Source organism: Streptomyces pseudoechinosporeus (assembly GCF_054783935.1).
In genome coordinates this window covers 23,438-40,214 of sequence record NZ_BAAGPS010000090.1, presented here as the reverse complement: position 1 = coordinate 40,214, position 16,777 = coordinate 23,438, and the positions used below count along the sequence as shown (strand labels likewise).

14 protein-coding genes and 4 pseudogenes are annotated in these 16,777 nt (G+C 69.0%); 13 read left to right on the top strand and 5 right to left on the bottom strand.

From position 1 onward, the window contains the following. On the top strand, window positions 1-754 hold a 754-nt coding region (locus ACYVO6_RS46265; RefSeq protein WP_461072481.1), incomplete at its 5' end, for a helix-turn-helix transcriptional regulator. A gap of 34 nt (window positions 755-788) precedes the next feature. Next, window positions 789-1,130: pseudogene (locus ACYVO6_RS46260) on the top strand (transposase); the annotation flags it as partial. Between the two features lie 75 nt (window positions 1,131-1,205). Here the strand turns inward: ACYVO6_RS46260 and ACYVO6_RS46255 are convergent. Together ACYVO6_RS46255 and ACYVO6_RS46250 are read right to left on the bottom strand one after the other, a co-directional pair. Beyond that, window positions 1,206-1,599 (bottom strand): annotated as a pseudogene (locus ACYVO6_RS46255) (transposase); the annotation flags it as partial. Between the two features lie 67 nt (window positions 1,600-1,666). Next, the gene (locus tag ACYVO6_RS46250; RefSeq protein ID WP_461072479.1) at window positions 1,667-2,491 is read right to left on the bottom strand and encodes a helix-turn-helix domain-containing protein; all 825 of its coding nucleotides are present in this window, start codon (window positions 2,489-2,491) and stop codon (window positions 1,667-1,669) included. Between the two features lie 164 nt (window positions 2,492-2,655). Here ACYVO6_RS46250 and ACYVO6_RS46245 point away from each other — a divergent pair, with 164 nt between their 5' ends. Next, a complete protein-coding gene (locus ACYVO6_RS46245) occupies window positions 2,656-3,696 on the top strand; it encodes an SDR family oxidoreductase (RefSeq protein WP_461072477.1) in 1,041 nt (346 codons plus the stop codon). A gap of 156 nt (window positions 3,697-3,852) precedes the next feature. Here ACYVO6_RS46245 and ACYVO6_RS46240 read toward each other — a convergent pair. Then, window positions 3,853-4,089, bottom strand: a pseudogene (locus ACYVO6_RS46240) (IS5/IS1182 family transposase); the annotation flags it as partial. Window positions 4,090-4,406: 317 nt separating this feature from the next. On the opposite strand from ACYVO6_RS46240, the gene ACYVO6_RS46235 reads away from it, so the two are divergent. The 3 genes and pseudogenes from ACYVO6_RS46235 to ACYVO6_RS46225 all read left to right on the top strand — a co-directional run bounded on the left by ACYVO6_RS46235 (window position 4,407) and on the right by ACYVO6_RS46225 (window position 5,898). Further along, entirely contained in the window at window positions 4,407-5,084 is a 678-nt protein-coding gene (locus tag ACYVO6_RS46235; RefSeq protein ID WP_461072475.1) for a DUF3159 domain-containing protein, read from the top strand. Then, window positions 5,081-5,771: pseudogene (locus tag ACYVO6_RS46230) on the top strand (MBL fold metallo-hydrolase). The gene ACYVO6_RS46235 and the pseudogene ACYVO6_RS46230 overlap by 4 nt, the downstream one beginning before the upstream one ends. A 4-nt stretch (window positions 5,772-5,775) precedes the next feature. Continuing rightward, on the top strand, window positions 5,776-5,898 hold the full coding sequence (locus ACYVO6_RS46225) for a hypothetical protein (RefSeq protein WP_461072473.1): 123 nt from the start codon (window positions 5,776-5,778) through the stop codon (window positions 5,896-5,898). An 84-nt stretch (window positions 5,899-5,982) separates the two neighbouring features. Here the strand turns inward: ACYVO6_RS46225 and ACYVO6_RS46220 are convergent, their stop codons facing one another. Continuing rightward, window positions 5,983-7,173, bottom strand: coding sequence for a peptidoglycan recognition protein family protein (locus ACYVO6_RS46220; protein ID WP_461072471.1), 1,191 nt, complete (start codon window positions 7,171-7,173; stop codon window positions 5,983-5,985). 518 nt (window positions 7,174-7,691) lie between these two features. On the opposite strand from ACYVO6_RS46220, the gene ACYVO6_RS46215 reads away from it, so the two are divergent. The 3 genes from ACYVO6_RS46215 to ACYVO6_RS46205 all read left to right on the top strand — a co-directional run bounded on the left by ACYVO6_RS46215 (window position 7,692) and on the right by ACYVO6_RS46205 (window position 11,787). After that, a complete protein-coding gene (locus ACYVO6_RS46215; RefSeq protein WP_461072469.1) occupies window positions 7,692-7,985 on the top strand; it encodes a hypothetical protein in 294 nt (97 codons plus the stop codon). Further along, window positions 7,982-10,903, top strand: a complete 2,922-nt coding sequence (locus ACYVO6_RS46210; protein WP_461072467.1) for an AfsR/SARP family transcriptional regulator — start codon at window positions 7,982-7,984, stop codon at window positions 10,901-10,903. The genes ACYVO6_RS46215 and ACYVO6_RS46210 overlap by 4 nt, the downstream gene beginning before the upstream one ends. A 251-nt stretch (window positions 10,904-11,154) precedes the next feature. After that, a complete protein-coding gene (locus ACYVO6_RS46205) occupies window positions 11,155-11,787 on the top strand; it encodes a chorismate mutase (RefSeq protein WP_461072465.1) in 633 nt (210 codons plus the stop codon). 106 nt (window positions 11,788-11,893) lie between these two features. Here ACYVO6_RS46205 and ACYVO6_RS46200 read toward each other — a convergent pair whose 3' ends face one another. After that, a complete protein-coding gene (locus tag ACYVO6_RS46200) occupies window positions 11,894-12,658 on the bottom strand; it encodes an SDR family oxidoreductase (protein WP_461072463.1) in 765 nt (254 codons plus the stop codon). Between the two features lie 77 nt (window positions 12,659-12,735). Between ACYVO6_RS46200 and ACYVO6_RS46195 the strand changes: the two genes are divergently transcribed. The 4 genes from ACYVO6_RS46195 to ACYVO6_RS46180 all read left to right on the top strand — a co-directional run bounded on the left by ACYVO6_RS46195 (window position 12,736) and on the right by ACYVO6_RS46180 (window position 16,713). Further along, window positions 12,736-13,083, top strand: coding sequence for a MerR family transcriptional regulator (locus ACYVO6_RS46195; RefSeq protein ID WP_461072461.1), 348 nt, complete (start codon window positions 12,736-12,738; stop codon window positions 13,081-13,083). Window positions 13,084-13,342: 259 nt separating this feature from the next. After that, on the top strand, window positions 13,343-13,873 hold the full coding sequence (locus tag ACYVO6_RS46190) for a VOC family protein (RefSeq protein ID WP_461072459.1): 531 nt from the start codon (window positions 13,343-13,345) through the stop codon (window positions 13,871-13,873). Between the two features lie 331 nt (window positions 13,874-14,204). Then, window positions 14,205-14,792, top strand: coding sequence for a sigma-70 family RNA polymerase sigma factor (locus ACYVO6_RS46185; protein ID WP_461072457.1), 588 nt, complete (start codon window positions 14,205-14,207; stop codon window positions 14,790-14,792). Between the two features lie 265 nt (window positions 14,793-15,057). Beyond that, window positions 15,058-16,713 carry a sulfatase family protein gene (locus ACYVO6_RS46180; protein WP_461072455.1) on the top strand — a complete coding sequence of 552 codons (1,656 nt, stop codon included), beginning with the start codon at window positions 15,058-15,060 and terminating at the stop codon, window positions 16,711-16,713. Window positions 16,714-16,777 lie beyond the last annotated feature (64 nt).

Genomic DNA, 16,777 nt, shown 5'->3' with positions numbered 1-16,777 from the left:
GACACGTCGGTCGGAGGTCGCCGCTCGAGCGAAGATCAGCGTCGAGTGGTACACACGCCTGGAACAAGGCCGGGGCGGCCACCCGTCGACGCAGGTGCTGGACGCGATCTGCGACGCACTGCAACTGCAGCCGGAGGAAAGAGAACACGCCTTCCTCCTCGCCTACGGAAGCAGCGGCGTCCTCTACGAGGACCTCAGCGCGCCGGCGCAGGTTCACCTGCAACGGCTCGTCGACCAGCTGGCCCCGTGGCCGGCGTACATCAAGTCACCTTCCTGGGATGTCCTGGTCTGGAACACTCCCGCCGCCCGGGTGCTCACCGACTACGCCGCACTTGCTCCAGCAGAACGCAACGTGCTGCGCATCCTGTTCCTGCACTCCGACTCCCGGCGGCGTATCAAGGACTGGGAAGGCGAGGCGAAACGCACCGTCGCCACCTTCCGGACGGAGCTGGTCCGCTGGGGCGACCGCTCGGCTCGCGCCTCGACGCTCATCCGCGAACTCACAGAGGCATCCCCGGAGTTCCGCACCATCTGGAAACTGAACGAAGTGGGCCACCTCGGCGAAGGCGAGAAGACCCTCCTGCTCCACGACGGCACTTTCGCGACAATGCGCTACGAGTCACTCAGCCTCGACGCCTACCGCGGCCTTGGCCTGGTCACATACACCCCCGCAGACAACCACGATCCGCCCCCGACCTCGCGCCACGAGACACTTGAACCATCCACAGCCGACGGAATCGTCAACGGTCGCTGAAGTCGAGCAGGGCAACATGGGCTGGCCGGACCGTGCCGCGGCCCTGCTGATCACCGCCGGCGACAACCCCGAGCAGCTGAGCAGCGAGGCCTCCTTCGCCGCGCTGTGCGGCGCCGGCCCCGTCGAGAAGTCCGCGGGCAAGACCCGGCGCCGTCGGCTCAACCGGGGCGGGGACCGGCAGGCCAACGCCGCGCTGCATCGCATCGTGGTCACCCGCATGCGCCAGGACGAGCGCACTCGTACCTACCTGGAGCGACGCACCGCCGAGGGACGGGGAATGCGCGAGACAATGCGCTGCCTGAAACGCTACACAGCCCGCGAGGTCTACGCGCTGATACGGGCCGACATCACGATGCACAGTGCTCAATGCCCGTGACGCGGTAGCCGCGTTGCCAACTTCGTGGCATTGACGGTTGAACAGGTGGCGCTGGGCCTGGGCGTGCCAGTCTCAAGCCTGGCGTCGGCGGCGGTAGTGCGCGTCGGCTCGGGCGAGCTGGTCAGGGTGGCGAAGGCCCACAGGAACCCGGCGTTCATCAGCCGGTCGATCTTGATGAAGCGGCGTTCGACGAACTTCTACTTGCCCGAGGCGCGGGTGATGGGGGCCGAGCCGGCGTACGCCTTCAGGGCGCGGGCGTCGGCGAAGCGGTCGCGGTCGTCCCCGATCTCGGCGAGCACCCGGGTGCCGAGCTGGACGCTGAGGCCGGGGAAGCTGAGCAGCACGTCAGCGTCCGGATGCTGGAGAAAGACTCCTGCACCGCCTCGGCCAGTTCGTCGGCTGCCCGGCAGGCGGCGTCCAACTGGACAATGAGGGCGGCGAGTTGGCGGCCCACGGCGTCCTCGACGGCCTAGCTCTCCTGGCGTGAGCCTTCCAACTGCGTGCTCGCGGGGCGCTGTGGGTGGGGTGTGACGGGCTCAGGCCAGATGCTCGGTCATTGACCGGAGCAGGACCAGCTTGTCGTCGTCGGGAGTGTCGGGGGCGGGGTGGAAGGCGACGAGCATCATGCCGTCGGTTCCGGTGATGTGGAGTTTCTCCCGGCTGAGGGTGATGTCCCCGATCTGCGGATGCTGGAAGCACACGGTCGCGCTGCCACGGGGACGTACGTCGTGCCGGGCCCAGAGCTTTTGGAAGAGCGGGCTGGCGAGGGAGAGTTCCCCGACGAGTTCGATGCAGCGCGGGTCGTCTGTGTCTGTGCCGACTGCCTCGCGGAAGCCGGCCAGCAGCGCTGCTGCGGCCCCCTTCCAGTCGGAGAACAGGTTCTGTTCGCCGGGGTCGAGGAACACATCCCGCAGCCGGTTGCCGCCCGTCACCAGGCGTGGGGAGAGGGCGGTGGCGAGCGGGTTGGCGGCGAGGACGTCGAGGTAGCGTCCCTCGACGAAGGCGGGAACGGGCAGCAGTGACAGAAAATGCGCCGTGCTGGGCGGAACCGTTTCCCGCCGCCGGCGCCGGGCCCGGTGGCGGCGGTCGGCGGCCAGGCCGAACAGATAGGATCTGGTGTCGTCATCCAGGCGCAGGACGCCGGCGAGGGACTCAAGGACCTGTAGGGAGGGGCGTCGGTCCCGGCCGCGCTCCAGCCGCAGGTAGTAGTCGGCGCTGATGCCGGCCAGCATGGCCACTTCCTCACGCCGCAGCCCCGGTACCCGGCGCACGCCCACGACGGGGATGCCTGCTTCCTCCGGGGTGACGAGCTCGCGCCGAGCTCGCAAAAATTCTCCCAGCAGGTTCGGCTGTTCACTCATACCTTCACGCTATTCCGCCTCCAGCTCGCGTGAGGGGGTCCTGCCACTCCCCTGGATACACAGGGAACTGGCTCGGCACGCCGAGCGGCACAAAGATCAAAGCACCACGATCTACCGGCTGCCGCCAGGCAGGCCACCAACTCTGGAAAGTGAGGGCGGACGCAATGCCGACCCACGAACAGCGTGTCCTCGTCACCGGCGGGTCCGGCTTCATTGCCGGGCACTGCATCCTCCAACTGCTCGAGCGGGGATACCTCGTGCGCACCACCGTCCGCTCCCTGGAGCGTGAACCTGCTGTGCGTGCGGCCCTCACCGACGCCGGGATGACCCGCGGCGAGCGTCTCAGCTTCGTCGCCGCCGACCTGACAAGCGATGCCGGATGGGCCGACGCCATGAGCGGATGCAATTTCGTCCTGCACGTGGCCTCGCCCCTGCACATCGGGAAGGTCAAGAACGAGCAGGACGTCATCGGCCCGGCCCGCGAGGGCACCTTGCGCGTGCTGCGCGCATCACGCGACGCAGGCGTCACGCGGGTGGTGATGACCTCGGCGTTCCACGCGGTCGGCTTCGGACACAAGCACACCGACCGCACGTTCACCGAAGACGACTGGTCGGTGCTCGACGGACCGGGCGTGGACGCCTACGGCAAGAGCAAGATTCTGGCGGAGCGCGACGCCTGGGACTTCGCGGCCGCGCAGGGCGGCGCCATGGAGCTCGTGGCGATGCTGCCGGTCGCGGTCATGGGCCCCGTGCTGGGCACGCAGATCTCGGGCGCCAGCCACATCGTGCAGCGCAGCCTCAACGGCGACATGCCGGGCTATCCGAACATGTGGGTCCCCATCGTCGACGTCCGTGACGTGGCTCAGGCCCACGTCGCAGCCCTGACCAGCCCTACTGCCGCCGGTCAGCGGATCCTGCTTGCCGGCGGACCGGCGTTGTCCATGCACCAGATCGGATCGATCCTGCGATCGCATCTCGGCGACGCCGCCCACCGCGTGCCGACCCGCACCATCCCCAACACGGTGGTCCGGCTGGCGGCAGTCTTCTCCGCGGAATTCCGGCCAGTCGCAGCAGACCTCAACTACGTCAAGAAGGTGTCGGACGACCGGGCCCGTCGCGTACTGGGCTGGCAACCGCGTTCCCCCGAAGAAGCCGTCATCTCCTCCGCCCGCAGCATGCTCGCCAAGAACCTCATCAAGAGCTGACGGTCGCGCGACCAAACCTCTCAAGTAGATCCTGAGCCTCGCGCAGGCGCACGCCGACTTCGCCACCCTCCAGGCCAGCGCACTCCCGGACCTCGTACGGCGGCGAGGCAGTCCTCTCTGAGTAGTCACTAAGATCTCCTGGCAAGGGGAGAGTTTCTTCAGTCGGCGCCAGCAGATGATGCTGCAGGCCAGGCTGAGGAAGGCTTCGTGGATGTCGTCACGGACCTCCCAGCGGATGCGTAACCGGCGGAACCAGTGCAGCAGTGCGAAGCTCTGCTCGACGACTCACCGGTGGACGCCCAGACCTGAGCCATGGTCGGTGCCGCGGCGGGCGATGACGGTGGTGATCCCGACCGCCCGGACCTGCTTACGGTACTTGTCGTGGTCGTAGCCGGGTCCGCGCGGCGGATCGCAGCCGGGGCCTGGTAGCCCGTCAGCAGCGTGACGTGTCCCTTCTTCATCAGGTCCACCGAACGTTCCAACGCCGGGAAGATCTCCAGGAGTTGAGCTCTCAGCCGGTCGATTCTGCGGGCTGCCGGAGGTGAACTGCGCCTTGACGCCTCTGCTGCGAGTGCCAGTGGCCGAGATGACCCTGCTCGCCGCTCCAACGGGGAGGTGAGCTCCATACCGGCCGACCTCAGATCGACGCGGTCGGCGGCTCGTCGACGGGCAGTGGCAGCGCGACGATCCGGCGCGCCTCGGCGTCTTCCATGCTCCGCAGCAAACCGATCCCCGGCCCACCGCGCCGCGCGGCCGACATCGCGCGGCACTTCATCGACGCGGCCGCCGCGCCGGCGGCGTTCCTGATCGTCGAGTCCCGCTGGGGCCCGGAGTGGGGAGCACTCGTCGCGCTGCTGGTCGCCCTGGTGGTCGCCGCGCTCCGCCACCGCGGCGAACCATTGGCCGTCGTCACTGTGTCGACGTCGATCGTGGCCCTCCACAGCGTGAGTGCCATCGCCTTCGGTGAAGGGCGTGCGTTCTACTTCCCCGAGCTCGTCATCAACGCCGCCGGTCTGGTGGCGTGCGTCGTCTCCTTGCTGATCGGGCGCCCGATCACCGAGACGGTGTGCCGCAGGGCCCGGGTGGAGCCGGCATCGACGGCCGGCGATCCAGCGGCCCGGCGTCGCCACCTTCGCCTGACCGCCGCCTGGGCCGTGCTCTGGACGACCCATCTCGTACCGCTCGGCTACCTCTACGCGATCGACTCGGTCGTCGGACTCACGCTGATCAGCGCATTCTTCACCAAGCCGACGATGCTGGCGACGGTCGCCCTCACCGTGGTGGTCGTGCGGCACCGCCCGGCCGTGCCCGGCGCCCCGCCGAACCAAGACGCGGTCACTGCCGCCTCTCTCGACCGCATTGCACCCCACGGAAAGGACCCGTCATGAAGACCTCGATCTTCCAGCAGGCCGCCGAGCTGTGGAACGGCGACCGTGAGCTGACCTCGTTGGTCGAACCCACCATGACCCACGCCGAGGAGGTGGCCGACGGGGTGCTGATGGTGCCCGGCTTCGGACACGCCTTCGCCGTCCGGCATGCACAAGGGCTCGTACTCTTCGACACCGGCGCCAAGCTGTCCGCCCGCCGGCTCCATGAACAGGTCACCGCTTGGGACTCCAGGCCGGTCACCCACGCGGTCTACTCCCACGGCCACATCGACCACGTCGGCGGCCGGGGACGCCGACGCCGAGGGCCGACCGCGCCCGGTGGTGGTCGCGCACGAGAACGTACTCGCCCGGTTCCGGCGGTACGCCGAGACGCAGGGCTACAACACGGTCATCAACCGCCGCCAGTTCCGCAGCCCCGACCTCGTCTGGGCCGCCGAGTTCCGGCAGCCGGACATCACCTTCGCCGAGACCCACGTGGTCGAGGTCGGTGGCCTCCGACTCGAACTCACCCACCACCGGGGCGAGACCGACGACCACGTGGTCGGCTGGCTCCCCGAAAAGCGGATCCTCTTCCCCGGTGACCTGTTCCTCGGCGTCGCCCCGAACGCCGGCAACCCGCAGAAGGGTGCAGCGCTACCCCGTCGACTGGGCCGTCGCGCTGCGGTGGATGGCCTCGCTCGACGCTGAGCTCATGCTCGGCAGTCACGGCATCCCGGTCGTCGGCGCCGACCACGTGCGCGAGGCCCTGGAGAACACCGCGCGCTACCTGGCATGGACATCGGAGAAGACATCTTCCCTGCTTTCTCGTTCATGAAATGGTCGTACGCCATCGCCACGTCGTCGGTCGGTCGGGTTCAGGAGGGCGCCGGGCTCGTATGGGCGAGCCCGGCGCCCTGGCTCAGTCGCCCGTGGCCACCGCCTTGCGCAGCCGGGCCAGCTGCCGGTACATGACCTCACCCGGGCATTCCGTCTCCAGCCAGTCCTGGTGGCCGCTGATCTGCGGGACCTCCTTCTGTGCACCGTCGACCGGGTTCTTGAACCTCACGGTCGCCAGCGGGTCGACGCCGTGGAGGCGCACCAGGATCCGGACCAGGTTGGTGAGCGCGTTGCGGGCGGCGTCTGTGGGCCCCTGCTCCATCAGATTGCCGAGCAGGGCGATGCCGAGGTTGCCGGAGTTGAAGCCGACGGTGTGGAAGGCGGTCACCAGCTTGCCGTCGGCGTCGTGCGCGGGTACGCCGTCCTTACCGGAGTAACGGCCCTCGTAGATGGTGCCCGCCTCGTCGATGAGGAAGTGGTAGCCGATGTCGCCCCAGTCGTTGGTGACGGCGTGCAGCTCGTAGATTCCGCGGACCGTGGCGGCCGGGTCCGGGTCGGCGTTGACCGTGGCAGTGTGGTGCACGGTGATGGTCTGGAGCGCGTAGAACTCGGTCGGTGTGTTCTCCGTGCCGTCCGGCTTGAACCGCAGCGATTCGTCGGCGCCCCAGGCCGGCCGCGACAGATAGGCCAGGCCCCGCATCCGGGTCGTGTCGGCCGGGACGGCCACCTTGCGCTGTGGGCCGCGTGTGGTGTCGAGGGCCCGCGAGCGCACGCTGGTGGCGCCCTCGGGGGCCCTCAGCTCGTAGCCGGAGGCCTGGTCGGCGGGGACGAGCAGCGCGCCGCCGTTCGCGTCCGAGCAGCCACTGGCGCTGAGCGTGCGCCACTTGCCCGGCTTGCCGTCGGCGTCGCGCAGCCGGATGCCGCCGCCGGTGGCCTTGGGAGTGCCCTCCCAGCGGACGCCCACATAGCCGATGAGGAAGGCGGCCTCGACGGGTGCCTCACCGGTGGCCTCCTTGGCCCGGGTCTTGGGGAAGTTCTTGGCAGTGGTGCCGGGCTTGTCAGTGGCCATGGACTTGACGTCGCCGGTGTCGGCGGCCGGGGACTTGGCGTCGCCGGTGTCGGCAGCCGTGGGCTCGGCGTCGTTCGTCGTGGCCATCACGGTCGGCGTGATCACCGCACCGGCGGCGACCGCGCCCGCGGCACCGATCAGAGAGCGCCGGGCGACCCGGGATGACTTTGTCTGCTGCTGGGGCGACGTGGGGGGAACTGTCACAGTGGTTCCTCATTCATAAGCGGACGTACGAAAGTACTGACTCCTGAGGTCACAACAGCCCCTGAAGTCAGCCGAGTTGAAGACGCACATGGGCGTAGGATTCGGTTGCCGTGACTGAAGGCAACCCGGTCGGGGCGGCCCCCGAAGCCGTACGGGTCGAGGACCATCGACCGACGCAGTGGTCGCGGCCTCCGGGTCGGTGACGGTGCCGTAGATGTTCATCCCTGCAAGCGCCATCCGGGCCGCGCTGGTCGCCACCTGGACCGGGGCCCGCGGTGGCGTCGGCATCGACGCCACCGAACGGATCGGACCTCCGCTCGGCAGGCACAACGTCTCCGTCGCCAGTTCGGTTCAACCGTGCCGCGTCTGTCTGGCGGCAAGCTCCTCTGCTCGTAACCCTCGTACAGCGCACGACGGTTGAGGCCGCGTCGACCGAAACCGCGCCTCCGGCACACCCGATCCGGAATATTTTTCCGGGCTGTTGACGAAATCCCGCAGCCGTTCGCATCCTGGGCGGCATGAGTACCGTCAGCAAGGCCGCGGGACCGCGATGGCGGCTGTCGCGGATGTTCACGTCGGCCGCCTGCGCGGCTTCGGCACCGGCCGCTTTCCCGGTAACGGCCTCCCACGCCGCGGCGCGGGACCGGGCTGCCGCCCCGAGCTTGGAGCGCGGCTCACGGGCCAACGACGCGCCCGACTTTCGCTACGCCGACGTCGGGACCCTCACTCACCGGTCCACGTCCGCGACCGGCGAGCCGATCACAGTCAGCGGCACGGTGACCGCGCCGAAGAACGCCTTGGTGGATTCGTGAACGCGGCCTGTGAGGAATCCCTGCGCTTCGCGGTGCTGGGGCCGGTCCGGGCATGGCACGGCGAACGCGAACTGGACCTGGGGTCGCCGCAGCAACGAGTGGTGCTGGCAGCGCTGTTACTACGACGCGGGCGTCCCGTCACGGCCGCCGAACTCGTCGACGCCATATGGGGCGACGAGCCGCCGACGGCGGCCGTGCCCGTGCTGCGCACCTATGTGTCGCGGCTGCGCAAGGTGCTGGAACCCGGCCGTGACGCCGGTGAGTCCCCGCAGGTGGTCGTCTCGGCCGCGGACGGATACCTGGCCCGCGTTCCGGAACAACTCCTGGACCTGGGTGCGTTCGAGCAGCGGGTCGCCGAGGCGAAGAGGCTGCGCGCCACGGGCGAGGTGCCGGCCGCCGCGGAGCTGTTGCACGCCGCGCTCGACGGGTGGGAGGGGACCGCGCTGGCCGGACTCCCCGGCCCGCTGGCCGAGGCCGAGCGCTCCCGGCTGGCCGAGGAGCGGCTGACCGCGTTGGAGACCCGCTTGGACGTCGACATCCAGCTCGGGCATCACGGCGAGGTGATCTCCGGACTGACCGCGCTGACCGTGGAGCACCCGCTGCGGGAGGAGCTGTGCCGGCTCCTCATGCTGGCGCTCTACCGGTCCGGACGGCAGGCCGAGGCGCTGGCGGCGTACCACAGAACGCGGAGCACCCTGGTGGCCGAACTGGGCATCGAACCCGGCACGTCGCTGCGGGAGCTGCACGACCGCATACTGGCGGCCGACGCGTCACTGGCCCCCTCCTCTCCGGAGACGGGGACCGACCCAGAGGTGCCCCCGGCCGCCGGGTACGCGGTCCGCCCCGCACAGCTGCCCGCCGACCTGCCCGCCTTCACCGGCCGTCAAGCCGAACTGAAGCAGACCCAGGCCCTGTTACCCGATGAAGGGACGCATCCCGCCGCGGTGGTGATCAGCGCGATCGGCGGCATGGCCGGCATCGGCAAAACCGCCCTGGCCGTGCACTGGGCCCACGAGATCGCCGACCGCTTCCCCGACGGACAGCTCTTCATTAACCTGCGCGGCTTCGACCCGACCGGCTCGGCCGTGCCGCCGGGAGAGGCGATCCGCATCTTTCTCGACGCGCTCGGCGTCCCGGCGCAGCGCATACCCGCACAGCTCGACGCCCAGACATCGTTGTACCGCAGCCTGCTCGCCCACCGCCGGGTGCTGATCCTTCTCGACAACGCCCGCGACACCGAACAGGTGCGTCCCCTGCTGCCCGGCGCTCCCGGCTGCCTGGTCATCGTCACCAGCCGCAGCCGGCTCACCGGCCTGATCGCAAGCGAGGGGGCGCATCCGCTGACGCTGGACCCGCTGACGCCCGCCGAGGCACACGGCTTCCTGGTGCGCCGTATCGGCGCAGCCCGGCCGGCAGCGGAACCTCGGGCGACGGACGAGATCGTCGCGCGCTGCGGTCGGCTGCCGTTGGCCCTCGCCATCGTCGCCGCCCGGGCGGCGACCAACCCCGGCTTCCCGCTCAGCGCCATCGCCGACGAACTGCGCGACAGCCAGGGCAGCCTCGACGCCTTCGAGAGCCGTGACATCAGCACGGACGTACGAGCCGTCTTCTCCTGGTCGTACGAGGTCCTGTCCGCCCCGGCTTCGCGGTTGTTCAACCTGCTGGGCCTCCATACCGGCCCCGACATCTCCGCACCCGCCGCGGCCGCCTTGGCCGGACTCCCCCTCCGGGAGACCCGCACCCTGCTCGCCGAACTCACGCACGCGCACCTGCTCAGCGAGCGCCTGCCCGGCCGCTACACCCTGCACGACCTGCTGCGCGTCTACGCCAACGAACGAGTCCGCATCGACGAGCCGGCCAAGGAGCGGGAGCTGGCCGTCGAGCGGCTCCTTTCCTGGTATCTGCACACCGTGGACGCGACGTGCCCCCTCCTCACCCCGCATCGCCGCAGGGTTCCCCTGGAACCGATCCCGCCCGACTGCCGCCCCCTTGCATTCACGGCTCACGACCAGGCACTGGAGTGGTGCGAGACCGAACGGGCCAACCTCGCCGCCGCCGTGCACCAGGCCGCCGCGTGCGGCAGGGCGGACATCGCGTGGCGACTGACCGCCGTCCTATGGGGGTTCTTCTACCTGCGCAGCCATCTGCACGACTGGCTCGACACCGCCCGGACCGCCCACGACGCCGCCCGCGCCGCCCACGACCGCACGGGCGAGGCATGGAGCCTCAACGACGTGGCCACCGCGCTGACGGTGATGCGCCGGTTCGACGAGGCCATCGACCACCTCCGGCAGGCGATCGTCCACTGCCGGGAGCTCGGGGACACGGACGGCAGGGCTCAGGCCGTGGGCAACCTGGGCGATGCCTATCTCCAGGCCGGCCGCCTCGACAAGGCCGTCGAGTACATCCGCCGCGCTCTGGCCCTCTACAGGCTTCGCGGCAACGCCTGGGCGGAGGGCATCGCCCTGGCCAACCTGGGCGACGCCTACCAGCGCCTCGGCCGGTTCGACGAGGCCATCAACTACCTGGACCAAGCGCTGACCGTCCTGCGCACGGTCGGCAACCGCTGGGTCGAAGGCGTCACCTTCGACATCCTCGGCACCGTCCAGCACCGGCTTGATCGCCACGACGAGGCGATCGAGCACTACCGCCAGGCGCTCGAGGCGCACCGGGAGGTCGGCAACCGCTGGGTCGAGGGCGACACCCTCGGCCGCCTCGGCGACGTTCTCGTGGCCGCGGGCGAGCCGGAGGAGGCCCGCACCGGATGGCGGCAGGCACTTGCGATCTTCGAGGAGCTCGATCATCCGGACGTCGAGGAGATCCGGGGCAGACTCCGCCGCCTGGACGAACGCACGCCGCCCGCGAGGGCGGATCCCGCCGTCGCTGATCAGGAGGTTCGGCGAACGCGCAAACCATGACCCGCCGTAACGCTGTGCGCAGTCCTCCGCTGAGTGCCGTCGCCGACGGTCCGGCTGCCGTGGGTTGTGCGCTGTTCGCAGTGTTGAACTGTTTTGAACCGTTCCCCCACGGAGCCCGTTGCGGTGTGCGGGACCGCCGTGACGCCCCCTCCGCACCGGCCGCGGCCGCCATATCGCTGTCGGCTTGAGAGCGCCCGCTGGTTGGGCACGTCTTCCATGCGGAAGGCGATCGAGCAAGGAAAGGCAAGTAATTGAATTTGCGCAACAAGATAGTCCGCAGCACAGCGGTCACCGCATTACTGGTGGCCGCAACGTCGCTGACCGATTCTCAGGCCATGGCTACGGGCGTCGAAATGCATGTCAAGTCAGCAAGCAATGCGGTCGAGACGACCAAGCCGCTCGGCAGGCTCGGCTCGCTGACGGATCTCGTCATTGAGCGCCTCCAAGTGAGTGACGACGTGGCAGCTTCCAAGTTCGGCACCGACTCGCCGATCGACGACCCTGCTCGCGAGCAGCAGGTACTGGAGCAAGTCCGGGAGCAGGCCGGCTCTCTTGGACTGAATCCGGACACAGCAGTAGCGTTCTTCCAGGACCAAATCACTGCGAGCAAGGCTGTACAGAAGGGATTGTTCGCGCGCTGGACCGCCCACCCGGATGAAGCCCCTACGGAGCGTCCCGACCTCGACCAGATCCGCACCCGACTCGACCAATTGACCACGGACTTGCTTCACGAGCTCAAGGCCACAGAGAAATTGCGCAATAAGCCCATCGATTGCGCGGTGCAGCTCGCCTTGGCTGCCGGCTCGGGGTCGATACTGGAACAACTGGACCCGCTCCACCGTCAGGCGCTCAAGACGGCGACACGTTCTGTTTGCGCCGGCTGATCAAGTCGTGGACGGCCGCCTGCACGAAAGACCGAGGCTGGGTCACCCGGTTGCAGCCTCGGCCTTGCCGCCGCAGATGCTCCCTGGTCGAACCGGGACGATCGGATCAGACGATGCCGGCGCGGATCTCGTCGTACAGTCGGGTGGGATCCTCGGCCAGTGACTTCTTGACGTGTGCGCTCCAATCGTCGGCGATCACCTCGGCCGCTCCTGCCTCGATTCCGTCCAGGCCGGCACGGACGGCGACGGCCGGGTCACCCTTGGGTCCGTCGTAGGCGGCGCTGAAGTCGGTGTCGACGGCTCCCAGGTGCAGTCCGGTCACGAGCGTGCCCCGCTCGGCAAGCTCCACTCGCACGCCGTTGGTCAACGCCCACTGCGCTGCCTTGGTGGCGTGGTAGCCGTTCGTACCCGGGTAGGCGTGCCATGCCTGCGCGGACAGCACGTTGAGGATCGCCCCGCCCCCGTTGACCGAGAGCACCGGCGCGAATGCTCGCACGACGGCCAGCGTGCCCCAGAAGTTCGTCTCCATCTCCGCGCGTACGGCTGCCAGGTCGGCGGTGACGAGGTTCGTCCAGTGGCTGACCCCGGCGTTGTTCACCAGGAGCGTCACGTCACCCGCCGAGGCGGCCGCGGCCCGGACCTCGTTGTCGTCCGTGACGTCCAGCCGCAGCGGCACGACGCCGGGCAGGTCGACCGCCTCCGGACGCCTGGCGGTCGCATACACGCGCGCCGCGCCGCGTTCCAGGAGCTGCCGGGCGAAGTGGCGGCCCAGTCCTCGGTTGGCGCCGGTCACGAGCGCGACCGCGCCCTCGATCCGGAGGCCGGGTGCCGGGTGGATGTGGGTGGTCGGTTCCGTGGTCGGTGTGGTCATGTCGGGTACCGTAAAACCTACCGTTGGCGTCAGGGTCAAGTCCTCCCGCGTCTGGGTTTCGACGAGAAGAGGAACGCGTGCGCATCGGAGAGGTCGCCCGGCGCTCCGGAGTGAGCGTCCGCGCGCTGCGCTACTACGAGGAACAGGGGCTCCTCACATCCGGCCGCAGCCCCGGCGGCCAGCGCGAGTACGCCGAAGACGCCGTCGACCGGGTCCGCTTCATCCAGCAGCTCTACGCCGCGGGCCTGCCCAGCCGCCGCATCGCCGAACTGCTTCCCTGCATCGACACCGACACCACCACCGACCACCAGCGGGCCATGCTCAACGCCGAACACGCCCGCATCAGGAAGCAGATCGACCAGCTCACCACCACGCTCGCCCGTCTCGACGAGGTCATCGAGGCCGCCGACAACCGCCGAGCCTGAGCACGCCGCATCCGACGCTCCACGGGCCGGCGGTGTGTGACCCTTGGCCGGAGCACATGATCAGCCCAAGTCCCCCTGTTCACACGGCAGTTGCGGTGCCGACAGCGATCCTCGGGCCGACCTGTCCCGACGTCCGTTGAACCGTCCGGGCTGCGCTTCCGTTGTGCTCCTCACAAGCAGACCTACTGCTCCGTGCAGGTACCCACCTCTGCTGCGCCCGCTGCCGGTGCCGCACGCAGGCTGACAATCGGAGGCACACATGATCCCGTTGTACGGGCCCGCCCGGCAGAACGGCTATGTGGTCGAGAACCTCGAGGAGGCGATCGCCCGCGTGGTCGAGCGGTTCGGCGCCGGCCCGTTCCACCTGTTCCGGCACGTCCCGATGGCTTCGTTCCGCTACGGGGACAGCACCGCGGTTCCCGACATGAGCATCGCGCTCGGCAACTTCGGCGACCTGCAGATCGAGCTGATCAAGGTGCACGACGACACCCCGTCTCCGTACCGGGACTTCACGCTGGCGAAGGGGACCGGGCTGCACCACGTCTCCACCTGGACCACCGACTACGACGGACACCTCAAACGTCTCGAGGACCGCGGCCTCGTCCCCGACTGCGAGGGGCAGGCCGTCGACGGACCGCGGTTCGCGTACTACGCCTCGTCCGCAACGGACGGCAGTGCGTACGAGGTGGCCGACCTCGGCGCACAGAACGAGTTCGGCGCGGTGCACGACCTCGTCCGGGCCGCCGCACAGAACTGGGACGGCACCGACCCGGTCCGCGTCATGCTCTGACCCGACACCCGTCAGCCGAGCGTTTCACCCCGGGACGCGAAGACCCCGCGGGCCGGGCAGGCCCGGGCCAGATCCGCAGCGGCCGCGCGGTCGTCACCTTCTCGTCCCTGGCGGGCCTGGCCTTCCCCGGCTACGGCACGGCAGGCAGCCCCGCGCAGACCCGGCTTGGCGGACCGCCGGGCCAGTCGCCTTCCCGGAAGGTGGAATCAGCCTTCCAGCCGTCAATCGAACGTCAACGTGATGTGGATCCCGGCTCGTAAAACTCCCCTTGATCGAGGTGCTCGGTCCCGAACCCGTCCCCCCAGAGGTCACGGAACGAGGCAATACGAACGTGAGCTGGACCGTACTGGGTTCCTTGGGCGCGGTGAGCGCCCGGGAACGCGCGCTGCGCACGCTCTACGACGAACATGCGGGTGATGTGTACACCTACGTGGTACGGCTGTTGGGGGGTGACCGACACCGGGCCGAGGACGTGGTGCAGGAGACGCTGCTGCGCTGCTGGCGCACGCAGGACCTCACCTCCGGCCAGCCGCTGCGGCCGTGGCTGTTCAGAGTGGCCCGCAACCTCGTCGTCGACGAATACCGCTCGCGCATGACCCGCCCCCAGGAGGTCAACGGCACCGACTGGCTGGACGACCTGTTGACGCGGCCCGACGACGTGGACTCGCTGCTCTCCTCACTGCTTCTCAAGGAGGCTTTCCAGCACCTGTCGCCCAAGCACCGGGAAGCGCTCTACGAGACGTACTACTCCGGCAGGTCGATGAGCGAGACGGGCCACAGGCTCGGTATCCCGCCCGGCACCGTCAAGTCCCGCGTGCACCACGCGGTACGCGCCCTGCGGCTGGCCATGGGCGTCGTCGCGAGCGAGGCCGACGCGGTCGGCAAGAAGCCCGCGTGGTGGTACCCGTCCGCGGCGTGACGCACGCTCACCGTCCGAACAGCCGGGGGCCGAACCACCCACGGTTCGGCCGGTGTCGACGTCGGGCCGGCCCCCACCTCATCGAGGCCATGCTGCTGCCCTACCGCGACTGATTTTGAACCGTCTGTGGCGCGTATCCGTTGCGTTTGCCTGGAGGCGTACACCCGAGGTGCGTCGGATCGTGCAGGAGGCACGAAGGGAGTCGAAGGTGCCCGACGAAGAAGAGTTCTCTGGGCCAGGGGGTCGGGCGAGGATCTGGGTGGCGATGGCTGCCGTTCTCGCGCTGGTCGCGTGCGGGCTCGCCGCTGAGCGGTACGGATGGGCAGGGCTCGGAGAGGACGGGGACGCGGACGCGAAGCGGAAGCCCAACGTCGTGATGATTATGACGGACGATCAGTGGCTCGAGTCCATGCGCGTGATGGACCGCACCCGCGAGGTCTTCGGAGACGGGGGCGTGACGTTCGAGCGGTACTACCCGTCGATGCCGCTGTGCTGTCCTTCGCGATCGACTTTCCTCAGCGGCCAGTTCGCGCACAACAACGGTGTGCGGCACAACTCGTCGCCGCTGGGTGGCTACGCGAACCTCAACGACAAGAACACGCTGCCGGTCTGGATGCAGAAGGCCGGGTATGCGACCTCGCACATCGGCAAGTACCCGAACGGCTACGGCAAGAAGGACCCCAAGGACGTGCCGCCCGGCTGGGACGAGTGGCGCGGCTCGGTGGATCCGACGACGTACCGGATGTGGGGGTACCGGCTCAACGAGAACGGCAAGCTCAAGACGTACGGGGACCCGGACGTCGAGGATCCGAAGCTGTACCAGACGGACGTGTACCGCGACAAGGCCGCCGACTTCATCAAGCGCAAGTCGGCTGAGGGCAAGCCGTTCTTCCTGGACGTGGCGTTCCTGGCGCCGCACGGTGAACTCCTCGGCCCGACGAAGAAGGAAGCGGGGAGGAAGCAGGGCGCGGATGAGCCACAGGTGGGGGGCGCTCCCCGGCCCGCGCCGCGGCACAAGGGCAAGTTCGCCGACGAGCCGATGCCCGAGATGCCCGCGTACGGCGAAGAAGACATGTCTGACAAGCCTGCGTTCCTGCGCGACTACCCGAAGCTGGACAAGGAGACCACGCAGGAGATCACCGAGAGCTACCAGGGGCGGCTGGAGTCACTGCTCGCCGTGGACGAAGCCGTCGAGAAGCTCGTATCGACGCTGCGCGAGGCCGGGCAGCTCGACAACACGTATCTGCTCTTCGCCGCGGACAATGGCTTCTTCTTCGGCCAACACCGCGTTCCCACTGGGAAGTTCCTGCCGCACGAGGCGTCGGGGCACGTGCCGATGATGATGCGCGGGCCCGGGATCGAGGGCGGTACTCCGTCGCGCGAGATGAGCAGCAATGTCGATCTCGCTGCGACGATCGCCGACATCGGCGGCGCCAGGCCGGGACTCACGCTCGACGGGCGGTCCCTGCTGCCGTTCGCGCGCGATCCACATCGGCGCACCGGCCGGCCGATCCTGCACGAGGCGGCGGAAGGCGCGCGGCCCGAGCCGGTGCCTGAGGGCGGCCCGGTGTCGGGAGGCGACGCCGCTTCCGGACGGCGCGCCGCCGAGGGTGATTTGGACCAGGACGGCGAGGCTTCGCCCGCAAAGACCCGGAAGCGAGCGCCCAGGCACGGGCAGGTCTACTCCGCCGCGTACGAGTCCATCCGTACGGAGCGGTATCTGTACGTGCGCTACACCAAGGGCGGCAGGGAGCTCTACGACCTCAAGACCGATCTGCACGAGCTGAGTTCGAAGCACGACGACCCCGAGTACGCGGACGTGCGCAAGGGGCTGGAGAAGGCGCTGAGCAAGCTCCAGGGGTGTGCGGGCGACGAATGCAACAACGTGGAGGTCGGGAAGCTGCCTGAGCCAGTGAGATGAGGCGGCGTAGACCGAGTAGGCGCCAGTGGGGCCCGCATCTTGAGCCGGGGTGCGCTTTGCCGAA